Raw genomic sequence first — 17,688 nt, forward strand, 5'->3', positions numbered from 1 at the left:
TGGAAGTCACCTATCAAATCGTGATTTGACAAAACTAGATTTGAATAGAATAATTTGGCGTATCTTGCCATGCTTTTCGCGAGGGAGGTTCATTATGCGGTTTATCGGGAGACACAACGCTTGGCGAGATAGCATCACGGGCCATGATCGATTCCCAAAAAGCAAATGTGTACCTTAAGAATCTGATGGAGCTTGGGTTGATGATGAGGGAGTTTCCCGTCGGTTCGAGTCTTAAGGAGCAATCCAAGGGTGCGCGAGGACTCTATCGCATTGCGGATGAGTTCTTCCGCTTTTGGTATGCTTTCGTGTTCCCAAACAAATCCGATTTGGACATGATGGATGTCGACGGAGTGTATCAGTTTGACATTGAGCCACGGTTGGCGCAATTTTCCTCGTTGAATTTTGAAGATATCTGTCGAGCATGGCTACGCGAGCGGAACTGTCAGCGAAAACTGAGTTGTCGGTTTGGGGAAATTGGGCGCTTTTGGAATAAGCAACTTGAGATAGACGCGCTGGGTCTGTCGAAAGCGAGTGGTGATAGGCCTATTGGAGCCAGTGCTCTTGTGGGCGAGTGCAAGTTCGGGAAGAGTCTGGTGGGAACAGACGTGCTCGATGATCTCGACGAGAAAGCGTGTACGATCGGATTGCAGAACGTCGATTACTACCTGTTCTCTCGTGCAGGTTTTACTCCTTCCCTCAAAGCGCACGCTACTCAAAAAGCAACCCTTCATCTTGTATCGATCGAAGAGCTGTACGAAGACTGACCTGGGTGATATCAACGTGTGTTGCTCGGTGTTCCTACAGGGTGTCGAAGTATGCGGCGCAGGCGCGGGCGATTTCGGGAATGTCGCTTTCGATGATCGTGCGCGCGTCGAACAGCACTGATTCTTTCTTGATGCGCCCGATGATGGGCACCGTGTTCTTCGAGATGAGGTACTCTTCGCAGCTTTGGGCGCAACCGTGAGCAAGCGACATGCGCACGGCGAACGTGTCGATGTCATACATGGGAAGCGACCCGCCGCCAGCTCGCGCGATTTCGGGCACAATGTCGAACGTGGCGTTCTCGCTCGCTACAGCGCCTGCAAGCGCGTTGCACAGCGCCTGCGCGCGTTCTTTCACTGTGTTGGCAGATTCGGTGAGCATGCGCAACGTGGGAATACTGCGCATCGCTTGCTGAGGATTCAGATACAGGCGCAGCGTCGCCTCAAGCGCTGCGAGTGTCATCTTGTCAAGGCGCAGGGCGCGGGCGAGTGGGTTTGCTTTTAGGCGTGCGATAAGCTCCTTCGAACCCACGATAATGCCGGCTTGCGGGCCGCCGAGCAGTTTGTCACCCGAGAATGACACCAGGTCGCATCCGGCTTGGAGCGATTCGGCAACCGTATGCTCGGCGCATTCGCTGAAGCAGTCGAGATGCAGGAATACGCCCGACCCTTGGTCTTCGTACACGAGCACGTCAGGTGTGGAGATAGTCTTGGCGAATGAAGGGGTGGTTACAGACGCTGCAGCGCCGTTGTCGCTTTGCGCATGGCGACGCGCGTTTTCCTTGTCGGCAAGGGATCTCAGCTGGCGGATGTCCACGCTTTCTGTGAAGCCAACCATGCGGTAGTTGGAGGGATGTACTTTCAGCAGCATGGCGGTGTCGTTGCTGAAAGCGCGTTCGTAATCGCTCAGATGGGTTTTGTTTGTGGTGCCAACTTCGACCATATGTGCGTTGGAGAGCGCCATAATGTCGGGCACGCGGAACGATCCACCAATTTCCACCAGCTCGCCACGCGACACGATGGCCTCGTGCCCGGCAGCGAACTCGGCGAGCACCATCATTACTGCCGCTGCGTTGTTATTTACCGCCAGCGCAGCTTCGGCTCCCGTGAGCGAACAGATGAGGTGTTCCACATGGTTGTGGCGACTGCCGCGCGACATGGTTTTAGTGTTGTACTCCAGCGTGGAATAACCCTGGGCGGCCTCAACCACCGCATCGACCGCTTCTTTGGCAAGCACGCTGCGGCCTAAGTTGGTGTGCACAATGACGCCGGTTGCGTTGATCACGTGGCGCAGCGACGGGCGCAGGTTGTCGAGCGCGCGGCTGCAGGCAGCATAGGCGATAGCCTGCGCGTCTACAGATGTTTGCGTGCCTTCCAGAATGCTGTGGCGCACGCCGTCAATGGCGCTTCGCACGCAGTCGACCAAGATGTCATGGGGCATGAGGGCTGACAAAGCGTCGACCTGCGAGTTCTTCAGAACTTCCTCAACAGGGGGTAGCGATCTTAGCAGTTCGGCAGTGCGTGCGTTCATAGTGGCCTCTCTTATGGCGCGGGTGTGCGAGCGGTAACGGAACGGATAACTTATCGCGATAAATACGTACGGCAAAGTGTAGCAATGTTCGGGGCGCAATGCCAGTGTTGCCGTAATTGAGGACAAATCACCTTCCGCTTTCCGTATGGAAGTCGTTCGCTTCGGCGTCGTATGTGCGTGATTAGCACGTGGAGGCACGAAGCGGGTAGCACGAAGCATTGCGTTGTGAGATGGCGCCGGTGGGCTGTTTTCGAAAGAGCTTGCGTGCTGGTTCGTGTACCATGTGAAATCCGAGGGAGGAAGGGTTGGTGTAGGATCAATGGATGTCATCGACCGTCATATCGAAGAAGAAGTTACTGCATCGTATAAGGTGCGTTGCGTGAGCGCAGACGGGGCGGAAGTGGGCGAAAACGCCACGGTGCTCGTTGAACACAATCTGGATGTGTTCGTGAACGAGATTCTAACCATGCGCATCGTATGTACGCCCAACCATCTGGTTGATTTGGTGGTAGGGAGGCTGTTCTCCGAAGGGGTCATTGTGGGCGTAGGTGACGTTGAATCGGTATATCTGTGCGAACACGGAACGCGAGCGCGTGTGATCTTACGTGATCGAGTAGCTGACTTCTCGAAGACCGGCGTTAATACGGTTCCTTCATGTTGTACGGGCAACAAGTCGTACAACCACTACTTTGATGCCGATGACGCGCCCGAAAAGGTGGTTCCCATCGCGTGGGAACGTTCGTGGGTGTTTGCGGCTGCGCGTGCGTTCGCGCAGGATTCGCCGCTGCACAAGCGCACGTTCGGTACGCATAGCTGCTATGTGCTGATAGGTGGTAACATCGTGTGCTGTCGTGAAGATTTAGGTCGCCATAACGCGTTCGACAAGGCGCTCGGTGCAGCCTTGCGTACAGGGGTTGATCTGCGGCAGGCGATGATATTCTCAAGCGGGCGCATTCCCGTAGATATGGTGATGAAGGCCATTCGCGCGGGTGTGCCAATGCTTGTCACGAAGGCGGTGCCCACCGACGCCACCATCGAGCTCGCGCGAGCCTACAACCTTACGCTCATCTGCTCCGCGCGGCCCGACAGCATGCGCGTATGCCATGATCCATTGGCAAAGTAGATACGCGTCTCGTGTGTCAACAGTGAATGTCAAATCGTGATTTGACAAATGTTGCTATAGTTTCTCCCCAGCGCTCCTTTTTCTGCGTACGCCTTAAAAGTGTAGAATATTTCAGAAATTCTTGCGTACGCAAGAATTGCAAAAGCGCATTGGAACTACTTGCGCTTCTTCTGTATGGCTCGCTATCCGTAATGTCGAATTCTTTGCATTTGGAATGAGCGCGGCTGTATCTTGTGTTTATGTGTCATGTTTGGTGTGTTACGAACGTCACATACATCCAGACAGACGAAGCGTACAGCGAAGTGCTGCTTCCCAAGCTTTAAACACGTGCTCTTTCAAACCGTTTGGGTCGGGAATTGTGATGAGATTGACGTCTGCAAACTCGCTCGCGTTGCTGCTGGGGGCTTCCGCGATCTCGCTCACGTCGTTGCTTGCAGGCGCTAGCCATCCGTGCTCGAGGTGCGGCAAGCTCAAATTCATGCGATAGGGTTGCAGGTACACCATGTTCGGTGCGGCCAGCGCGACGGCAGCAAGCACGTCCCATCCGACAAACCCATGGGTGTCCCATTCCTGACGCGCTCGCTCGAACCATGGAACGCAAGTGCGCTTAATGAGTTGTGAAGTGGGTGTGTCGTCTGTGGCAAGCCGGGCGATAAATTCATCGGCAGAGAAGGTGAGGGGCAGGCAGTTAATAGCATCGGCAATGAGTGCAGGTGTGCGCCAGGTGGCAGACGCGGCAAAGGTGGCAAGCGCCGCTGGCGCATCGGAGGCGAAGTTGAGTTCGTCCATCACGTTACCGCCTACGCGCAGCTCTTCGGTGAGACCTCCCATCAGCGCAATGCGGTCGAAGCGCGCCAACGTGCCGGGTTTTAGCTGTTCAGCTAGAGCCAGATCGGTGACTGCCCCCAGTGAGAGCACGGCGAGCTCAGTGTTGTCGGGGCGTGCTGCGCGCGCAGCTTCTATAAGGAGGTTCGCCGCTTCGCTCGCATGCGAGCTGCCTTCTGCGTGATACCCGCCAGCATCGGCGCCGCGCACAATGGGGATGTTTAATCCCAGCTCATCACAGAGTATTTTCGTGGCGTAGGTGGTTTCTTCCGTCGAGCTGTTGCCGTGCGTGGTGCAGATGGCGTCGATTTCCAGACTGCTTCTGCAGGCTTCCTTGGCGCTTTCGGCGCCGTCAAAGCTCTCGCTGCTTCCTTCGTTTGCTTCTGCCATCAGGAGCTTTCTGCCAAGCAGATACAGTAGCGCAAGGCCGTCGTCGATCTCCTTGCCAGGGATGCCCATGGTGTTGTCGCAAACGACAATGATGTGCCGGTTCATCAGCTACTCCTGTTCTCTGTCGTCACCCGCGTGTCGCGATGAAGTTTAGCTCCGTGTATCGTAGAACTGCTTGCAGATGCGGTCGATGAAGGGGATCGATACGTACTCTTGTATCTTCTCGAAAGTGTCGGCGTTACTGAGAGCGCGATCGTCCTCGGCGTATTCAGTGTATGCCATCGCACACCAAGTAATGCCCCGCAGGCAGGTGACAGTGAGGTAGTCGTTCAGGCGCTCGCGCAGGCCGCGCGTGTCGAAGCGGCCGCCTACGGCAAGTAGGTACTCGTCTAAGAAGCGGCTGATGGCAGCATCGTCAAGCCAGGTATCGGTCTTCCAATAGGTTGTAGTGGGAACGAGAAAATGGCCTAAGTCCTGTGCAGGGTCGGAAAGCAGCGGTTTCTCCCAGTCGATCAGGTAACTTGTCCCGTCGTCGTTGATGAGGAAGTTCCCTGAGTTCACCTCGGTGTTTACGATGCATCGGGGGAAGTTGTCGCCGTGTTCACATTCACGCTCGACTTCTATGCAGGCGCACTCGCGTGCGGTTTCGAACATGCGGTCAACCTTTTGCACCACGTGCTCGTCGGCGTTGCTCCACGCGCGGTACGTGCAAAACATCTGCTCGCATTCTGCAACGATGGCACTAAGCGGGTGCGGGGGAGCGATCAAGCAGGTGCGGGCTTTGTCGGTAGGGGTTGCGTGAATGTCGGCCAAAATGCGTGCAGCTACCGCGAGGTCGGTTTCGTAGCGCAGAGGACGCCCTGGCAGCCATTCTTCGACACCGATACCTGCAGGAATGCGCTGCTTCGTGTCATCAACGTAGTATGAGCGCGGTGTGCGGCCCGATGCGTGAAGTGCGTCAAGTGCGTTCATCTCGTAGGTGATCTGCTGTTTGAGGTGCATTTGTGATCCCAGGTTTACGCGCAGCAGAAAACGCTTGCCGTCGCTGGGTCGCTCGAACAGATAGTTGACGTTGTACTCGCCTTGAGCGAATGGCGACAGCGTAAGTGGGGTGCTTTCCGGTTCGCCGATGGCTGTATGCAACGCGGCGTTGTTATTTACGTAGCGCTGTAAAATGGTGATGTCGCATGCGTCTGTTGGCTTCATGAAGCTACTCCTTCGCGTTGGCTTGTGCCACGTTGTCTGCTGCCGCTTGCGTCGACTTGCCTCCTGTCGCGCGCGCCGCCGATGCGCCGTCAAGCGGCAGCACCTCGGTTGCGCCCGATTCCGTATGAACCAGAATGGCTGGTCCTTCGACACCGGGCGCAGCGATGCGCAACTTGCCGTAGGTGAACTCGCCATCACATACAACACCTTCAAACGCCTTCGTTTGCCCGAAGCTTGCGACCACCTCAGGGGTTGCCGGATGTATTAGCAAGTCGGCCGGCTTGCCCACCTGAATAATACGTCCGCCTGACAAATAGGCTATTTGGTCGCTCATCCGCAGCGCCTCGAACCCGTCGTGTGTGACCATGACGATGGTGGTGTCGTGTCGCTCGTGAAGCTTTAACACCAGGTCGCGCATGTCGTCGCGCACCTCTTCGTCAAGCCCGCTGAACGGCTCATCGAGCAACACGGCGTGCGGGCGACACACCAGCGCCCGCGCAAGTGCCACACGCTGCCGCTGCCCGCCCGACAACTCGTGCGTGCGACGCTGCTCAAGGCCCTGAAGCTGCACTTCAGCCAGCATTGCACGTGCCCGTTCACGCCGTTCAGGCGTGCGCACGCCGCGCATCTTCAACGGAAAAGCCACATTGTCAAGCACATTCATGTTGGGAAACAGCCGCGCATCCTGAAACACCACCGATACGTCGCGTTTGTGCGTTGGTACGGCATCGACGCATTCCCCATCGAAATACACTTCTCCAGAGTCCTGTAGCAGAAGCCCGCTGATAACTGACAGCAACGTTGACTTTCCCGCCCCCGATTTTCCAAGAATCGACACGAATTCACCCGAGGGCACGCACATTGAAACATCTTGCAGAATAGGATTCTTGCGCAGCGTGAGGTTTATGTTGCGCAGGCTGATTTCCATGGAAGAGCCTCGTCTCTTTCGTCTTTCATCTTACGCTTCGCCGTACAGCGCCGTTTCCTCAGTGCTCCCGCCCGTTTTTCGCAGAATCACACGAAACGCCACGAATACCAGCAGCGTGGTTGCTAAAAACACCAGCGCGTAGGCACCAGCAATAGTGCGGTCGCCCCCGGAAAGGTAGGGGAACAGAATGAGCGCGAACGTACGTACTTTGCCGCCGCCAATGAGTAGGGTAAGGAAGTACTGCGAAAACGATATGATGAAGCTCATGCACAGTGATGACAAGATACCCGGGGTAATTGTTGGCAGCGACACGTGCCAAAACGCGCGCAGTCCGCTCGCGCCCAAGGTGCGTGCAGCTTGTTCGCGTGCCTGTCCGGCACCGCACGTCGTCTCCGTCATGATGGCCACTGCGTATGGCAGTGCCACAATGGCATGCGCGAGCACCACGCCGAACGCGGTGTAGGCAAGGTGCAGCCTAATGAAGGCGACTTGCACGCCCATAGCAAACACGGTGGTGGGAATCAGGAACGGCAGCATGGTTAGGTATTCGAACGCTGTTCTTCCCACCCAACGGTGAAAGCAGATGGCGCGTGCCGCTAAGATAGCGACAGCTGTCGTAAGCACGGCGCATACTACCGATATCTCCACAGACAGCAGCAGGCAGCCAAGGCCGGTGGCGTCGCCCCCGCGCACGATGGTTTGCATGCCTCGGAGTGAGAACGACTCGGGCAGCAAGTTGGGCCATGGCCACGAATCGGTGAACGCCCATACCGCGATGATGGACAGCGGCAGCGCAACGCAGGCGATTTGTAGCACTACGAGTACACGAGCCCAACGTGCGCCACTGTTTTTTCGAGCGCTCATCGGCCGCCCTCCTTCCGCTCATGCTTCAAAACAAGGAAGTACACCAACGCTGCGAGCGCGCAGACCAACGTAACGATGCCGTTGATTGCCATGGCGTAGAAGCGGTTTAAGATATCGGGATCTTGGAATTCCAGGTATGCAAGAATAGGCAGTGCTTTTGGCGCGGTCGGACCTAGTAGGAAGGGGATCTCATACGCCCCAAACGAGAACGCGAACACCACCAGAAACGCCTTTAGCGATGCGGTGAGGCTCAACGGCAGTGTAACGCTGAAAAACGATCGCACGGGGGCAGCCCCGCAGGTTGCCGCCGCTTCTCCCAGCGAATCGGACACGTGTGACATAATGGTGATGGTACAAAACGCTACGTAGGGAATCTCCTTCCAGGCGTACACCAAAATAATGCCCCAACCGCTTGGAGCGCCCACGATGGAAGGCAAGTCGTTCGGTGATCCGACAATGCCCACCACGTACAACACGCGCGCGAGCAGTCCTGAACCAGAAAGCAGAAAAATAAACCCCAACGCCACCAGTGCGTGCATGCTCATGATAGGAATTTGAAGACCCAGTAGCTGCGTGAAGCTGCCACTTTTCGCTTTTACCAGCGCGGCTGAAAGCAGGATGCCACCGCCAAGCGCAATAAGCGAAGACATCAGCGACACGAACAGCGAAAAGCACAACGACGAGGTGAAATCGCTGCGCGTGAAGGCTTCCCGGAAATACTCGAGGGTGAAGTCGAATCGGTCGAGAAACGGGGCTATGCCGAACCCTTGCAAAACGCCAATGCCCACGCCGTATACGAATAGGGCCATGAGAGCAAGCGCCGGCAACGCCAGCGCATAGGGGGCTAAGCCCTCCGTCAGGCGACGAAGGGCTCGTGGCCGCGCCGTGGCATGCATACGCACGCCACGGTCAGACAAAGGAGTTCGGGTGGTGTTACGCACCGGCAACCTCTTCGTGCCACAAGTCTTCGATCAGTGGGATCACCTGACCGCATGCCTCGGCAACGCGCACGTCAAGCTTCTCGGCTAAGGGCACTTCGGAGCCGCCCAGTTCAACGGCATCAAAACCTGCTTTCACATCGTCGGGCAGCTTGTCCATGTCCAGTACGCTCATCTGGCGTAGCTGAACGTATTGGTCGAGTTGCAGCTCGGGGCTGATTACTTCGTTGATAGCTACGAGTGCGGCGGCCTTGTGGGGAGCGTTTGCGGGGATGGCCATGAAGTTGGTGTTACCTACGGTACCCGATTCAAACACGAACGCTTTTGTTGTTTCAGGAAGGATACCCTGATCAACGTCGGTTTGCGGGTCGCCATAACCCATGTTGAAAATGAGTTCGCCGTCGGCATACATCTGCGAGCAGGTGGTGGAGTCGGCCGGATAGGTGGAGCCTTCTTTCCACAGGTAGGGTGCCAGGTCGCGCAGGTAGGCAAGGCCCGGCTCGATGATGGCTTTCACTTCGTCTTTGGTTGCGTCGTTTATAGATGCGAGTTTCTCGAACTCCTGCTTACCAATGACACCAGCGATAAGGCAGCTGATGAACGCGGTGCCGGTGAAGTCGCCCGGCTCGGGATAGCTCACCTGGCCGGGGTGCGCCTTGCAGAACTCCAAGAACTCGTCGGGGTTCTTCGGCACGTCCTTGACGGTAGCCCCGTCAACCCAGAACACCATTTGAGCCTTGCCGTAGGGTGCTTCGAAGCCTTCGGTGGGATTGCCAAAGTCGATGGTGATGTCGGTGGACGTTCCGTCCACGTAGTCGTTATAGTTGGGAAGGTAGTCGACGAACGGGCCCCATACGTAGCCGTTCTTTTTGACGGAGGCGAAGTTCTCGCCGTTGATCCATACGAAGTCGATGGTTCCATTGGCATTGGGGTTGGCCTGCATTTCGCCGGAAAGCTGTGTGAGAATGTCGTTGATGTCCATTCCCACAAGGTTGAGTGTCACGTCGTATTTCTCTTTGAGCTGGGGTGCCAGCGTGCCTTCGATCCAGGCGTTGCGCATATCGTCGCCGCCCCAACCGTACCACGACACCTCTTGGCCGCGTGCTGCTTCGAGTACGGCGTCCCAGTTGGAGAAGTCGACGTCGGCTTGCGCTGCCGAGGTGCCTTCACCCGATCCGCTATCGGATGACCCCGACGAGCAGCCTGCCAGGCCTGCGACCGCAAGGGTGATTCCCGCAGCGCCCGACAGCTTCAGGAAAGTTCTCCTGCTTACGGTGCCTGATTTGCCTGCGTTAATGATGCGTTCCATACATTTTCCTTTCCCTGATGGTTCGTTGGTCGTGTGCTCGATGCTGCTGCAGCAACGGTTTCGCGGTGCAGCAACGGGTCGAGCGTGCGAAGCATGGCGGCCATATGCCGGCATGCAGTGTCGCCTTGTTTGATACGGAGGCTGTACCATTCGAGCTCGCTTGGCGTATCGATGTCGAGCTTTTGCGGTCCGAACGCAACGGTGCGGCCCTGTTCGGCGCAGGTGCGTTTCGCGTCCTCGAATACGCTGTCGGTGCCGTAACGCTTGTCGGCGAACAGTTCGGGGAAACGCTCACGTAGCCCCACGAGCCAATAGCCTCCGTCTTGGCTGGGGGCCAACACGACGTCGCGCCGTGTGAGTTTGTCGAATGCGCGGTTTAGCTCTGCTACGCGCACGTTGGGAATGTCGCTCCCCATGAGCAGACACGACGTTGCGCCCATACTAAACGCGTCCTCGAATGCGGCGTCCATGCGGGCACCCAATGTGCGTCCCCGCTGTTCGATGAAATGCAACTGGCGTGTGGGATGGGTATAGCAGCACTGCAGCGAGTGTTTGAAGGTGGCGAAGATAGCTTCGCCGTTGGGCTGGTCGTCGTGATCGGGCGCATAGCAAACCACGATGTCGCGGTCAAGCTGCGAGAGCATGCTTACGGTATCGGCAATAAGCGCCCGCTGCACATCGGCGCATTGTTCGGGTGAAAGCGTGGGCGCAAGGCGCGTTTTCGCTTTGCCAGCAACGGGCACGCGGGTGAACAGGACAAGCGCTTCGCCTGCAATGCGGCTTTCGGGTTGTGTAAGCGCAGAGGGTTCGAGCGCGGCTGAGGATAACTCGGGCACAAGCTGCGCGACGCGCTTCACCGCAGCGCGCTCGGGTGTAGGTTGTGCGGTGGTTGCGGACACTACAGCTGCGGGTGCTGCCGCAGCAACGGTCTCTTTAGGAGCCACCGCATTCCGTTTTGCTTTTTCCCGCACGTCGCCGTAGAGCTGCTGAATGCGTTCAGGTGACGTACCTCTGCGGTAACGGAAGCGCAGCCAGGCCATCTGAAACCCGATGAGCGTATGGTTGCCTGCTTCGAAGCGGCGCACCGACGCCGTTATGCGATCGGAAAGCTGTCGTGGCCAACCAAACGCTTTGCGCAGTCGACGCGACAGTTCGTAGTCTTCCATGATACAGATGTCAGGCACGCCACCCACGCGATCAAGTGCAGCGCGCGTCATGAACATACCCTGGTCACCGAAGGGAATTCCTCCCACGCGAGCGCGCAGGTTCGATTTGCGGATGCCGAAGCGGTACTCCGGTCGATGCGAAGTGAAATCCACGGTGAGACACCCCCAGGAAGCGCCCGAATCAAGCGTTTCCTGAATGTGTTGCAGTGCTGTTTCGTTAATGGTGGTATCAACATGCAAGAACAAGATATGTTCGCCCTGTGACGCCTCAACGCCACGCCGACATTGCCCGCCGCGTCCCTTTGCGCCGCGCACCACCGTGCGCCCTTCGAGCAATGACATGGTGTCATCGGTGCTGCCGCCATCGCTGAAGATAATCTCGCATGGGTAGTTCCATGAATCAACCATGTGCAAGAATGCAGGCAGCGCTGTCTCTTCATTGTATACAGGAACGACTATTGACAGCATAGACACTACGCCTTCGTGGCAGGGTAAGGGTTCACGTTTGTGTCGAACTTCCGTTTGGCGCGATTCCAGAACGCGCGCTTGGCGTCGGGTGCTTCCTCAACGCCTAAGAACACCGACACGGCGTGTTGGCAATTGCTGTTGCCTAGGCGCGCAAACTGTCCCAAGCACGATGCGCAGTACGTGTAGATGCGCCTGCCGTCTGCTGCGTCAAACACGCGTTGCGTGTGTCGGCGAACAACATCAGGCCCTTGCGCGGCAAGCTTCGGCAACAGCCCGCAGCAGCCGACCTTCTTCAGGTCGTCGACAGCCGACAGATCGCAGCTACGGCGCAGCGCGTCGCGCATCTCGTGGTGTCGCAGGTCAGGGCAAGGCGTAAACAGCACGCCGGGTTCAAACGTACCCTTCGGACGTACGCCAAGCTCTTCGAACAGCTCGAACACCGATATCGTGGGAATACCCAGACGCTCTTGAAGCAAGTTCAGGCAGTTCGGACACACCGCAACCACGCGCGTGCATCCGCATTTCTTCAGACGGCGCGCAATGCTCGAAAGTACGCGATCGGTGCCGCCCTGCACGCCGAAGCCGTCGAGCGGGTGCCCGCAGCAGTCGTACGCGATGCCGATGCCGTGCATGCGACACAGCTCGGCCAACGCATCCATGGTGCGGGGAAACTGCGAAGGAAAAGCGCATCCAGGGAACAGAACAGTGTCGCAGGATTCGCTGGGGTAACGCTTGAAAGGGTAGTGACTTTTTTCTGAACAGGTGATCAGCTTCGCGGTATTCATTCGATGTTCGCTTTCTTCTTCAGCACGTACGCTACAGCAAGTGTTACTACCAGCAGCACGGCGGCGAATGCGAAGCAGGCGATGCGGTTCTCGCCGTCGATGATGCCCGCAGCGGCCACGGTGTACACGGCCGTGCCGGGAATCATGAACAGCGCCGAATACAGTGTGTACGAAAAAAAGCTGATGTCGGTGACTCCGTACGCGAAGTTCTGCAGGTTGTAAGGAAACACGGGAATCAACCGCGTGATAGCCAGAAGATAGACGTCGCTTTTACGAGCTCCGTCAAAAAACAAGTCGTTGAGCTGCTTGTTTTTCGCGAGTTTCGGCTTGATGGCGTCTTTAAGGAAGTAGCGACCAGCAATGAATGCCAAGCAGGCACCAATGGTCACTGATATCCAGCACAAAAACGTGCCCCACACGGCACCGAACAGCGTGCCGGCGGCTATAGCGAACAGCACGCCGGGCAGCGCCAGTACGATGCAGCCGACAATGGACAGCGCTACGAACACCAAGGCAGCTTCGACGGGATGCTCGGCAAGCGTAGTTTGCAGCCAGGCAGTCGCCTGTCCACTCACAAGTAAGTCGGACCAGCCAAACACAAAGTTCAGCGCAACCACAATGGCAACGATACCAATGAAGACCCAGAGCTTTACGTTCTTCTTCATAGGGTACCTCCTTTGCGGTTACGGTAGGTTATACAAAAAAAGACGCACCGGCACGTTATAGTACGACGCGCCGGTGCGAGATGGTACTACTTTGCCTCGGCCTGCACAACTTCGGATGTGTCTGCGGTGTTGTCCGATTCGTCCATAAGGTCGGCGTGACGCGCCTTGAACACCTGACGAACCAGGAATATCAGCGCAAACAGTGCAAAGGTGATGAGCAGTGCTGTCATAACCAGCTGAGCGCTACCGGTGAGCATGCCGCCCACGTAGGAGTACACGATGGTTGCTGGCAACTGACCGATGCCCGTCGCGATGAAGAAGTCGAGGAACCCCATGCCTGTCAGGCCTGCCGCGTAGCTCACGTAGTCAAAGGACATGAAGGGAAGCAAGCGGCAGATAAGAATAGCGTTTTTACCATAACGTTCAAAGAACTTGTCAACGCTAGCAAGCGCACCATGCGACACGAAATTCGCAACGGCATCGCGGCCCAGAATGCGCGCGATGAAGAAGCACACCGCGGCACCGGCCATGGCGCTCGACCACGACAAGATAGCTCCCTGCCACCAGCCGAATACAGCTGCATTTGAGAACGTGATCAGGAATGCAGGAATAGGAGCTGCCATGCTCTGCAGAACCATCAGGCAGAACGAAACGCCGGCAGCCCAGGGGCCATACGAGGCAATGAGGTCGGCAACGGCGCTGATGTCACCCGATGACAGTAGCTTGAAGATAGTGCCCATCTCTTCGCGAATGGCAGGCACGCATGAGCATATGGCAACTACAACGAAGAGCGCGACGAACGTCGCCCAGCGGGCAATCCGGTTGGTTCGCTGAAGCTTCGCTTCGTCTTCGGCAAGCTCTTTCTTTGGAGCGGGGTTCTTCACCTCGTATACAACAATGGCTACAAACCCCACGATAACAATTGCAAGGAGAATGAACGACATGACGTCGAGCGGGAATCGATTGAGATGCAGGCCCTCTCGAGCAAATGCGGCGGGTGCGCGAAGGAGCGACCGCGAGGGGCCAATCCAAATAAGTGCGCACATGATCATGGTCATCAAACTAGCCGTTGTGCCAGCGAGTCCAATTCCTCGCTCCTGCTTGCGCCGAAAAACGCACAGCAGAGCGAAAGCGACGATGAGTACGCCGTAAAAAATATAGCCAGTGTTGAACGCCATCTGTAGCATCCAGCTGCTATAGGCAATCATGCCCGCAGTAAGCGCCCAGAGAAACGCGTTATAAAAATGACTCACGTGCTTCATGGATGTTCGTTCTCCTTGTTAGTGCTAGATAGGGTGGCGATTAGGCTGCAGTGAACGTGACAATGACTCGAGTTCCGTCTGCCGGAAGCACGTCTTCCTTGCCGCTGAACAAAGCAACCTCATGCTGCGAGGTTCCGGTCGGCCAGTAAGCGTCGCTCACGATGCCCGTGGCGCAGCTGTCCAGACAAAGCACGCAGCCGGTGTTGTTCTTCTTCGCGCTTTCCAAATTGCCGCCGAAGCGGAAGTCGGGGGTGTAGTCGCCCGCCGTGCAGTTGATGATGTCGATAAAGGGAATATCTTCCTGACCGTCCCATTTGATGGTGACCTTGAGAGGATCTCCTTCGATGCTCTTGCCTTCTCCCTTGGCTGCTTTCATGTCCTCGGCAGTCAGGTTGTTGCCAGCCTCAAAGCCGCAGTCCATAAGTGCTTGGTAGAATTCCTTTTCGTCGCCCAGGCCGCGCAGGACAGCCTTCTCGCCGTTGGAACCCTCTGCGTATACGATGCCGTGACGCGTAAGCTCGGTGAAGTAGACGGCGTTTACCTCGGCCAGGTAGCGAACTTCCTTGTTCTCGACATCGACGGTGATAGGAGTATCTTCCGTGGGGTCGGCGATACCGGATGTTGGTGCGGGCTCGGCAGTTTTGTCGTCAGTCTTTTCGTCAGCGGGTTCGGTTGTTTCCTCGTTCGAGGCACAGCCAGACAGAGGCAGCGCCGATACGGCAGCTGCGGCCCCGATGACGCCCAGCCCTTTGACGAACGAGCGGCGGCTCAAGACGTCGGTTTGCGTGGAAGTGGTTTTCATGTCGTTCTCCTTTGCTATCTCGAGACAGTATTCCCCTGTTCCGCGTACGGTGATGGTGACTGCGGCTGCCTCTCCGATGCGCGTGCTTGTGCACGTGTACACTTAATTATGGCGTTGTGAGGGCTGATTGCAAATCATGATTATTTATAATTGCTCATATATATCAATATTTATAATATATTATCTGATTTCCTCGAAGGCGCTTGGTTACAGGTGTGGTTTACGGTGATGAGGCGTTGTTGTGAATCGCATTCTGCGGCAACGAAGAGCCTGTATGTGTTATATGCGGAAAGGTTACAAGGTGGAACTGAACCAAATGCGTTCGTTTGTCTGCGTGGTGGATGAGCAGAGCTTTTCAGAGGCCGCGCGAACTCTGCATGTTTCGCAGCCTACCATCAGCACCCATATAAGCTCGCTTGAAAAGGCATGCGATGCGGCGTTGATCGTGCGTACAACTAAGCGCTTTGAAGTTACGCCTGCAGGCTGGCGGTTTTACGAGTACGCGCAGCGCATGCTCGATCTGGAGCGGAGCGCCTTACATGTTGCTTCCGAACAAGCGGGCTTAGAGGTTACGGTAGGGGCCTCGTCGGTTCCTGGACGAAGCTTACTGCCGGGGGCACTTTCTTGTTTTCGCAGTGAGTATCCTGGTGTGAGATGCCGTGTTTCCTTGGCGAGCAGCCTAGATGTGATCAATGGTGTAGCTGACGGAACGTACGACATTGGATTGGTGGGCACAAGGAAAACTGGTCGGGTTTCCTATCTGCCACTGCGCGCGGACGAGCTGGTTGTTATAGCTCCAGACACTCCACAATACCGAAAGCTGCTTGATGAGGGTACTCATGGTGAATTCCTTTCGCAGCCATTCGTCGTTCGAGGAAGAAGCTCAGGAACGCGCATCGAGCTTCAGATGTTTCTTGAACGATTCGGCGTTTCCCTACTCGATTTGAATGTTGTTGCCGAAATGGACGACACGGAAATGATATGCCGCTGCGTGAGTGCTGGCGTAGGTATAGCGGTGGTGTCGAAACTTGCGCTGGAAGGACTTTCTTGTCAAGGGACCTTCATTGTGCGCTCATTTCGAGACGAACCGCTTTGTCGAAGGCTCTATCTTGCCTATCTGGGGTCGCGATATCAACCATCTACTCTAAAGCGTTTGGTTGAGCTGATATGCGAACAAGCCTGCGAATAAAAGGGGGCTTACGGCTTCGGAACGCATCTTACGATTACCTAAAACCATGTGCTTTCTGCCAGTTTTACTTCTTGCTCGTGTGTTGCGCTTAACGCCCGTTCTCTACGAACGGGATACAGGCACCCATCCGCTCGGTTGCAGGTTGCCAGACAGCCTTTTATTCCTAACTATCAGCCCGTACAGTTGCATTGTCGCACCGTGCTGCTGCAAGCCGCGTGCAACACCTGTTACCCGCGGCCATCGCGCCGCATGAGCGAAAGGAACCGCCATGACACTAATGGACTCCATCAAAGAAACTGCCCATGACGCGAAGCTGGCCATGGAAGACATGGCGCACGACGCAAAAAACGCCGCGAAGGACGCAAAGGCCGATGCGAAGCTGAAAACAGCCGATGCGAAGATCGACGCGAAAGAACGCATCGCCGAAGCGAAGGCCGAAGAAAAGATTCGCAAGGCTGAAGCGAAGGCCAACGAACGCCGCGCCCGCGCCGAAGAGCGCTTCGAACGCCAAGAAGAGCGCATCCAGGAAGACGAAACGATCTAGGTTGCCAAGAAGAATGGCAACGATATAACCGCCGCCTAACAGCTAGCCAGGGTGTTCGGCAATACTTCTATCGATCGAGAACAGAACGCATATTCCGTCCACCCTGGAACTTGGCTATCAGTCCTGTTCAATCATAAGAGCGTTTCAACGCAACGAATTTCCAAGGAAACGAGCTCGTGACCCATGTTCCCAACGAGACGGTAAAGCGGCTCGTTGCTCAACAGGGAGCACTTATTGAAAAAGCTATCGAACCAGTTCGATGGATGATCGTCCCAAAACTCACAAAGTAGACTACATACTTGCCTGCACGATTCCTCTTCACCACTCTGCGCACGTACGGCGATAAGCGAATGAAGAATACCTAGAAACTGGAGCTGAGTGGTTATACAGTCGGGCGGAACTCGCATCCCCGAACTGCAAACGAATCCCACGCGGGCATAATAGCGCTCAGCATCCACAGCGGCAGGATTGATGAAAAGGCAGGCATGGGTGCTTTCCTTTCCCTGGGATACAAGTTCCGAGTCTATAAACACGCCTTCGTAAAGCTGGATCAAGGGATGTTTGGGGTGATTAAATAACCGCGTATACTCTCGCCGCAACAGATTCAAAGCATCATCAGTTCCGGAAAGACGATTGTGGACATCATCAAGACCCCTCTCGATCGAACTTACATCATGGTCTATTCCCAGCTCAGATGTGATAGCTCGAAAATCGTGTGACATCGATTCAGTGCAAATAGCACTGGCACTTTCGATCGTGGGCACTTGAAGAAGAAACGAGAGTATGTTGCAGAGATCGGCCATTGCTGTGTGTTTCACAATGATCCGACGTTCGCTACACAAATTCGACAGCCCTATTGGTGTCATGATAATCCCTTCACATAATCCGCTTGCTCTAACAAGCACAAAACGCGAGCAGCTCTCAACGGAAGA

General features: G+C 56.0%; 17 protein-coding genes. 4 read left to right on the forward strand and 13 right to left on the reverse strand.

Features of this window, described 5'->3' with window-relative positions:
- Positions 1-143 precede the first annotated feature (143 nt).
- On the forward strand, positions 144-764 hold the full coding sequence (locus tag G7Y44_RS02765; RefSeq protein WP_165247348.1) for a DUF234 domain-containing protein: 621 nt from the start codon (positions 144-146) through the stop codon (positions 762-764).
- Between the two features lie 34 nt (positions 765-798).
- Here G7Y44_RS02765 and selA read toward each other — a convergent pair whose 3' ends face one another.
- Positions 799-2,292 (reverse strand): L-seryl-tRNA(Sec) selenium transferase, encoded by a 1,494-nt coding sequence (gene selA / locus G7Y44_RS02770; RefSeq protein ID WP_165247350.1) that lies wholly within the window; start codon positions 2,290-2,292, stop codon positions 799-801.
- A 319-nt stretch (positions 2,293-2,611) separates the two neighbouring features.
- Between selA and fdhD the strand changes: the two genes are divergently transcribed.
- Entirely contained in the window at positions 2,612-3,415 is an 804-nt protein-coding gene (gene fdhD, locus G7Y44_RS02775; RefSeq protein ID WP_165247352.1) for a formate dehydrogenase accessory sulfurtransferase FdhD, read from the forward strand.
- Positions 3,416-3,682: 267 nt separating this feature from the next.
- Here fdhD and G7Y44_RS02780 read toward each other — a convergent pair whose 3' ends face one another.
- The 11 genes from G7Y44_RS02780 to G7Y44_RS02830 all read right to left on the reverse strand — a co-directional run bounded on the left by G7Y44_RS02780 (position 3,683) and on the right by G7Y44_RS02830 (position 15,125).
- Positions 3,683-4,735, reverse strand: a complete 1,053-nt coding sequence (locus G7Y44_RS02780) for a nucleoside hydrolase (RefSeq protein ID WP_165247354.1) — start codon at positions 4,733-4,735, stop codon at positions 3,683-3,685.
- A 45-nt stretch (positions 4,736-4,780) separates the two neighbouring features.
- Entirely contained in the window at positions 4,781-5,836 is a 1,056-nt protein-coding gene (locus G7Y44_RS02785; RefSeq protein WP_165247356.1) for a phosphotransferase family protein, read from the reverse strand.
- Positions 5,837-5,840: 4 nt separating this feature from the next.
- Positions 5,841-6,764 carry an ABC transporter ATP-binding protein gene (locus G7Y44_RS02790; RefSeq protein ID WP_165247358.1) on the reverse strand — a complete coding sequence of 308 codons (924 nt, stop codon included), beginning with the start codon at positions 6,762-6,764 and terminating at the stop codon, positions 5,841-5,843.
- A 30-nt stretch (positions 6,765-6,794) separates the two neighbouring features.
- Positions 6,795-7,628 (reverse strand): ABC transporter permease, encoded by an 834-nt coding sequence (locus G7Y44_RS02795; RefSeq protein ID WP_165247360.1) that lies wholly within the window; start codon positions 7,626-7,628, stop codon positions 6,795-6,797.
- Complete coding sequence (locus G7Y44_RS02800) at positions 7,625-8,569, reverse strand: ABC transporter permease (protein WP_165247362.1); 945 nt, start codon at positions 8,567-8,569, stop codon at positions 7,625-7,627. The genes G7Y44_RS02795 and G7Y44_RS02800 overlap by 4 nt, the downstream gene beginning before the upstream one ends.
- A complete protein-coding gene (locus G7Y44_RS02805; protein WP_165247426.1) occupies positions 8,562-9,875 on the reverse strand; it encodes an ABC transporter substrate-binding protein in 1,314 nt (437 codons plus the stop codon). Before G7Y44_RS02805 ends, G7Y44_RS02800 begins: the two co-directional genes overlap by 8 nt.
- Positions 9,836-11,509 (reverse strand): TIGR04283 family arsenosugar biosynthesis glycosyltransferase, encoded by a 1,674-nt coding sequence (locus G7Y44_RS02810; protein ID WP_165247364.1) that lies wholly within the window; start codon positions 11,507-11,509, stop codon positions 9,836-9,838. The genes G7Y44_RS02805 and G7Y44_RS02810 overlap by 40 nt, the downstream gene beginning before the upstream one ends.
- Positions 11,510-11,514: 5 nt before the next feature.
- The gene (locus tag G7Y44_RS02815; RefSeq protein WP_165247366.1) at positions 11,515-12,294 is read right to left on the reverse strand and encodes a heterodisulfide reductase-related iron-sulfur binding cluster; all 780 of its coding nucleotides are present in this window, start codon (positions 12,292-12,294) and stop codon (positions 11,515-11,517) included.
- On the reverse strand, positions 12,291-12,959 hold the full coding sequence (locus G7Y44_RS02820; protein ID WP_165247368.1) for a TVP38/TMEM64 family protein: 669 nt from the start codon (positions 12,957-12,959) through the stop codon (positions 12,291-12,293). Before G7Y44_RS02820 ends, G7Y44_RS02815 begins: the two co-directional genes overlap by 4 nt.
- Before the next feature lie 86 nt (positions 12,960-13,045).
- Complete coding sequence (locus G7Y44_RS02825) at positions 13,046-14,221, reverse strand: TVP38/TMEM64 family protein (protein WP_206214385.1); 1,176 nt, start codon at positions 14,219-14,221, stop codon at positions 13,046-13,048.
- Between the two features lie 40 nt (positions 14,222-14,261).
- A complete protein-coding gene (locus G7Y44_RS02830; RefSeq protein ID WP_206214386.1) occupies positions 14,262-15,125 on the reverse strand; it encodes a YdjY domain-containing protein in 864 nt (287 codons plus the stop codon).
- Positions 15,126-15,324: 199 nt separating this feature from the next.
- On the opposite strand from G7Y44_RS02830, the gene G7Y44_RS02835 reads away from it, so the two are divergent.
- Both G7Y44_RS02835 and G7Y44_RS02840 read left to right on the forward strand, forming a co-directional pair.
- Positions 15,325-16,212 (forward strand): selenium metabolism-associated LysR family transcriptional regulator, encoded by an 888-nt coding sequence (locus G7Y44_RS02835; protein ID WP_165247370.1) that lies wholly within the window; start codon positions 15,325-15,327, stop codon positions 16,210-16,212.
- Between the two features lie 268 nt (positions 16,213-16,480).
- Positions 16,481-16,756: a hypothetical protein gene (locus tag G7Y44_RS02840; RefSeq protein ID WP_165247372.1), complete on the forward strand. Its 276-nt coding sequence runs from the start codon at positions 16,481-16,483 to the stop codon at positions 16,754-16,756.
- Positions 16,757-16,887: 131 nt separating this feature from the next.
- Here G7Y44_RS02840 and G7Y44_RS02845 read toward each other — a convergent pair whose 3' ends face one another.
- Positions 16,888-17,622, reverse strand: a complete 735-nt coding sequence (locus G7Y44_RS02845; protein WP_165247374.1) for a TorD/DmsD family molecular chaperone — start codon at positions 17,620-17,622, stop codon at positions 16,888-16,890.
- Positions 17,623-17,688 lie beyond the last annotated feature (66 nt).

The sequence above is a fragment of the Adlercreutzia sp. ZJ141 genome (genome assembly GCF_011038965.1).
Taxonomy (GTDB): domain Bacteria; phylum Actinomycetota; class Coriobacteriia; order Coriobacteriales; family Eggerthellaceae; genus ZJ141.

What these genes read in the sequence shown, in the direction of transcription:
- G7Y44_RS02815 (WP_165247366.1), bottom strand. Translation starts at nt 12,294, where the DNA reads ATGAATACCGCGAAGCTGATCACCTGTTCAGAAAAAAGTCACTACCCT.
- G7Y44_RS02785 (WP_165247356.1), bottom strand. Translation starts at nt 5,836, where the DNA reads ATGAAGCCAACAGACGCATGCGACATCACCATTTTACAGCGCTACGTA.
- G7Y44_RS02765 (WP_165247348.1), top strand. Translation starts at nt 144, where the DNA reads ATGATCGATTCCCAAAAAGCAAATGTGTACCTTAAGAATCTGATGGAG.
- G7Y44_RS02840 (WP_165247372.1), top strand. Translation starts at nt 16,481, where the DNA reads ATGACACTAATGGACTCCATCAAAGAAACTGCCCATGACGCGAAGCTG.
- G7Y44_RS02820 (WP_165247368.1), bottom strand. Translation starts at nt 12,959, where the DNA reads ATGAAGAAGAACGTAAAGCTCTGGGTCTTCATTGGTATCGTTGCCATT.
- G7Y44_RS02795 (WP_165247360.1), bottom strand. Translation starts at nt 7,628, where the DNA reads ATGAGCGCTCGAAAAAACAGTGGCGCACGTTGGGCTCGTGTACTCGTA.
- G7Y44_RS02845 (WP_165247374.1), bottom strand. Translation starts at nt 17,622, where the DNA reads ATGACACCAATAGGGCTGTCGAATTTGTGTAGCGAACGTCGGATCATT.
- G7Y44_RS02790 (WP_165247358.1), bottom strand. Translation starts at nt 6,764, where the DNA reads ATGGAAATCAGCCTGCGCAACATAAACCTCACGCTGCGCAAGAATCCT.
- G7Y44_RS02805 (WP_165247426.1), bottom strand. Translation starts at nt 9,875, where the DNA reads ATGGAACGCATCATTAACGCAGGCAAATCAGGCACCGTAAGCAGGAGA.
- fdhD (WP_165247352.1), top strand. Translation starts at nt 2,612, where the DNA reads ATGGATGTCATCGACCGTCATATCGAAGAAGAAGTTACTGCATCGTAT.
- G7Y44_RS02825 (WP_206214385.1), bottom strand. Translation starts at nt 14,221, where the DNA reads ATGAAGCACGTGAGTCATTTTTATAACGCGTTTCTCTGGGCGCTTACT.
- G7Y44_RS02780 (WP_165247354.1), bottom strand. Translation starts at nt 4,735, where the DNA reads ATGAACCGGCACATCATTGTCGTTTGCGACAACACCATGGGCATCCCT.
- selA (WP_165247350.1), bottom strand. Translation starts at nt 2,292, where the DNA reads ATGAACGCACGCACTGCCGAACTGCTAAGATCGCTACCCCCTGTTGAG.
- G7Y44_RS02810 (WP_165247364.1), bottom strand. Translation starts at nt 11,509, where the DNA reads ATGCTGTCAATAGTCGTTCCTGTATACAATGAAGAGACAGCGCTGCCT.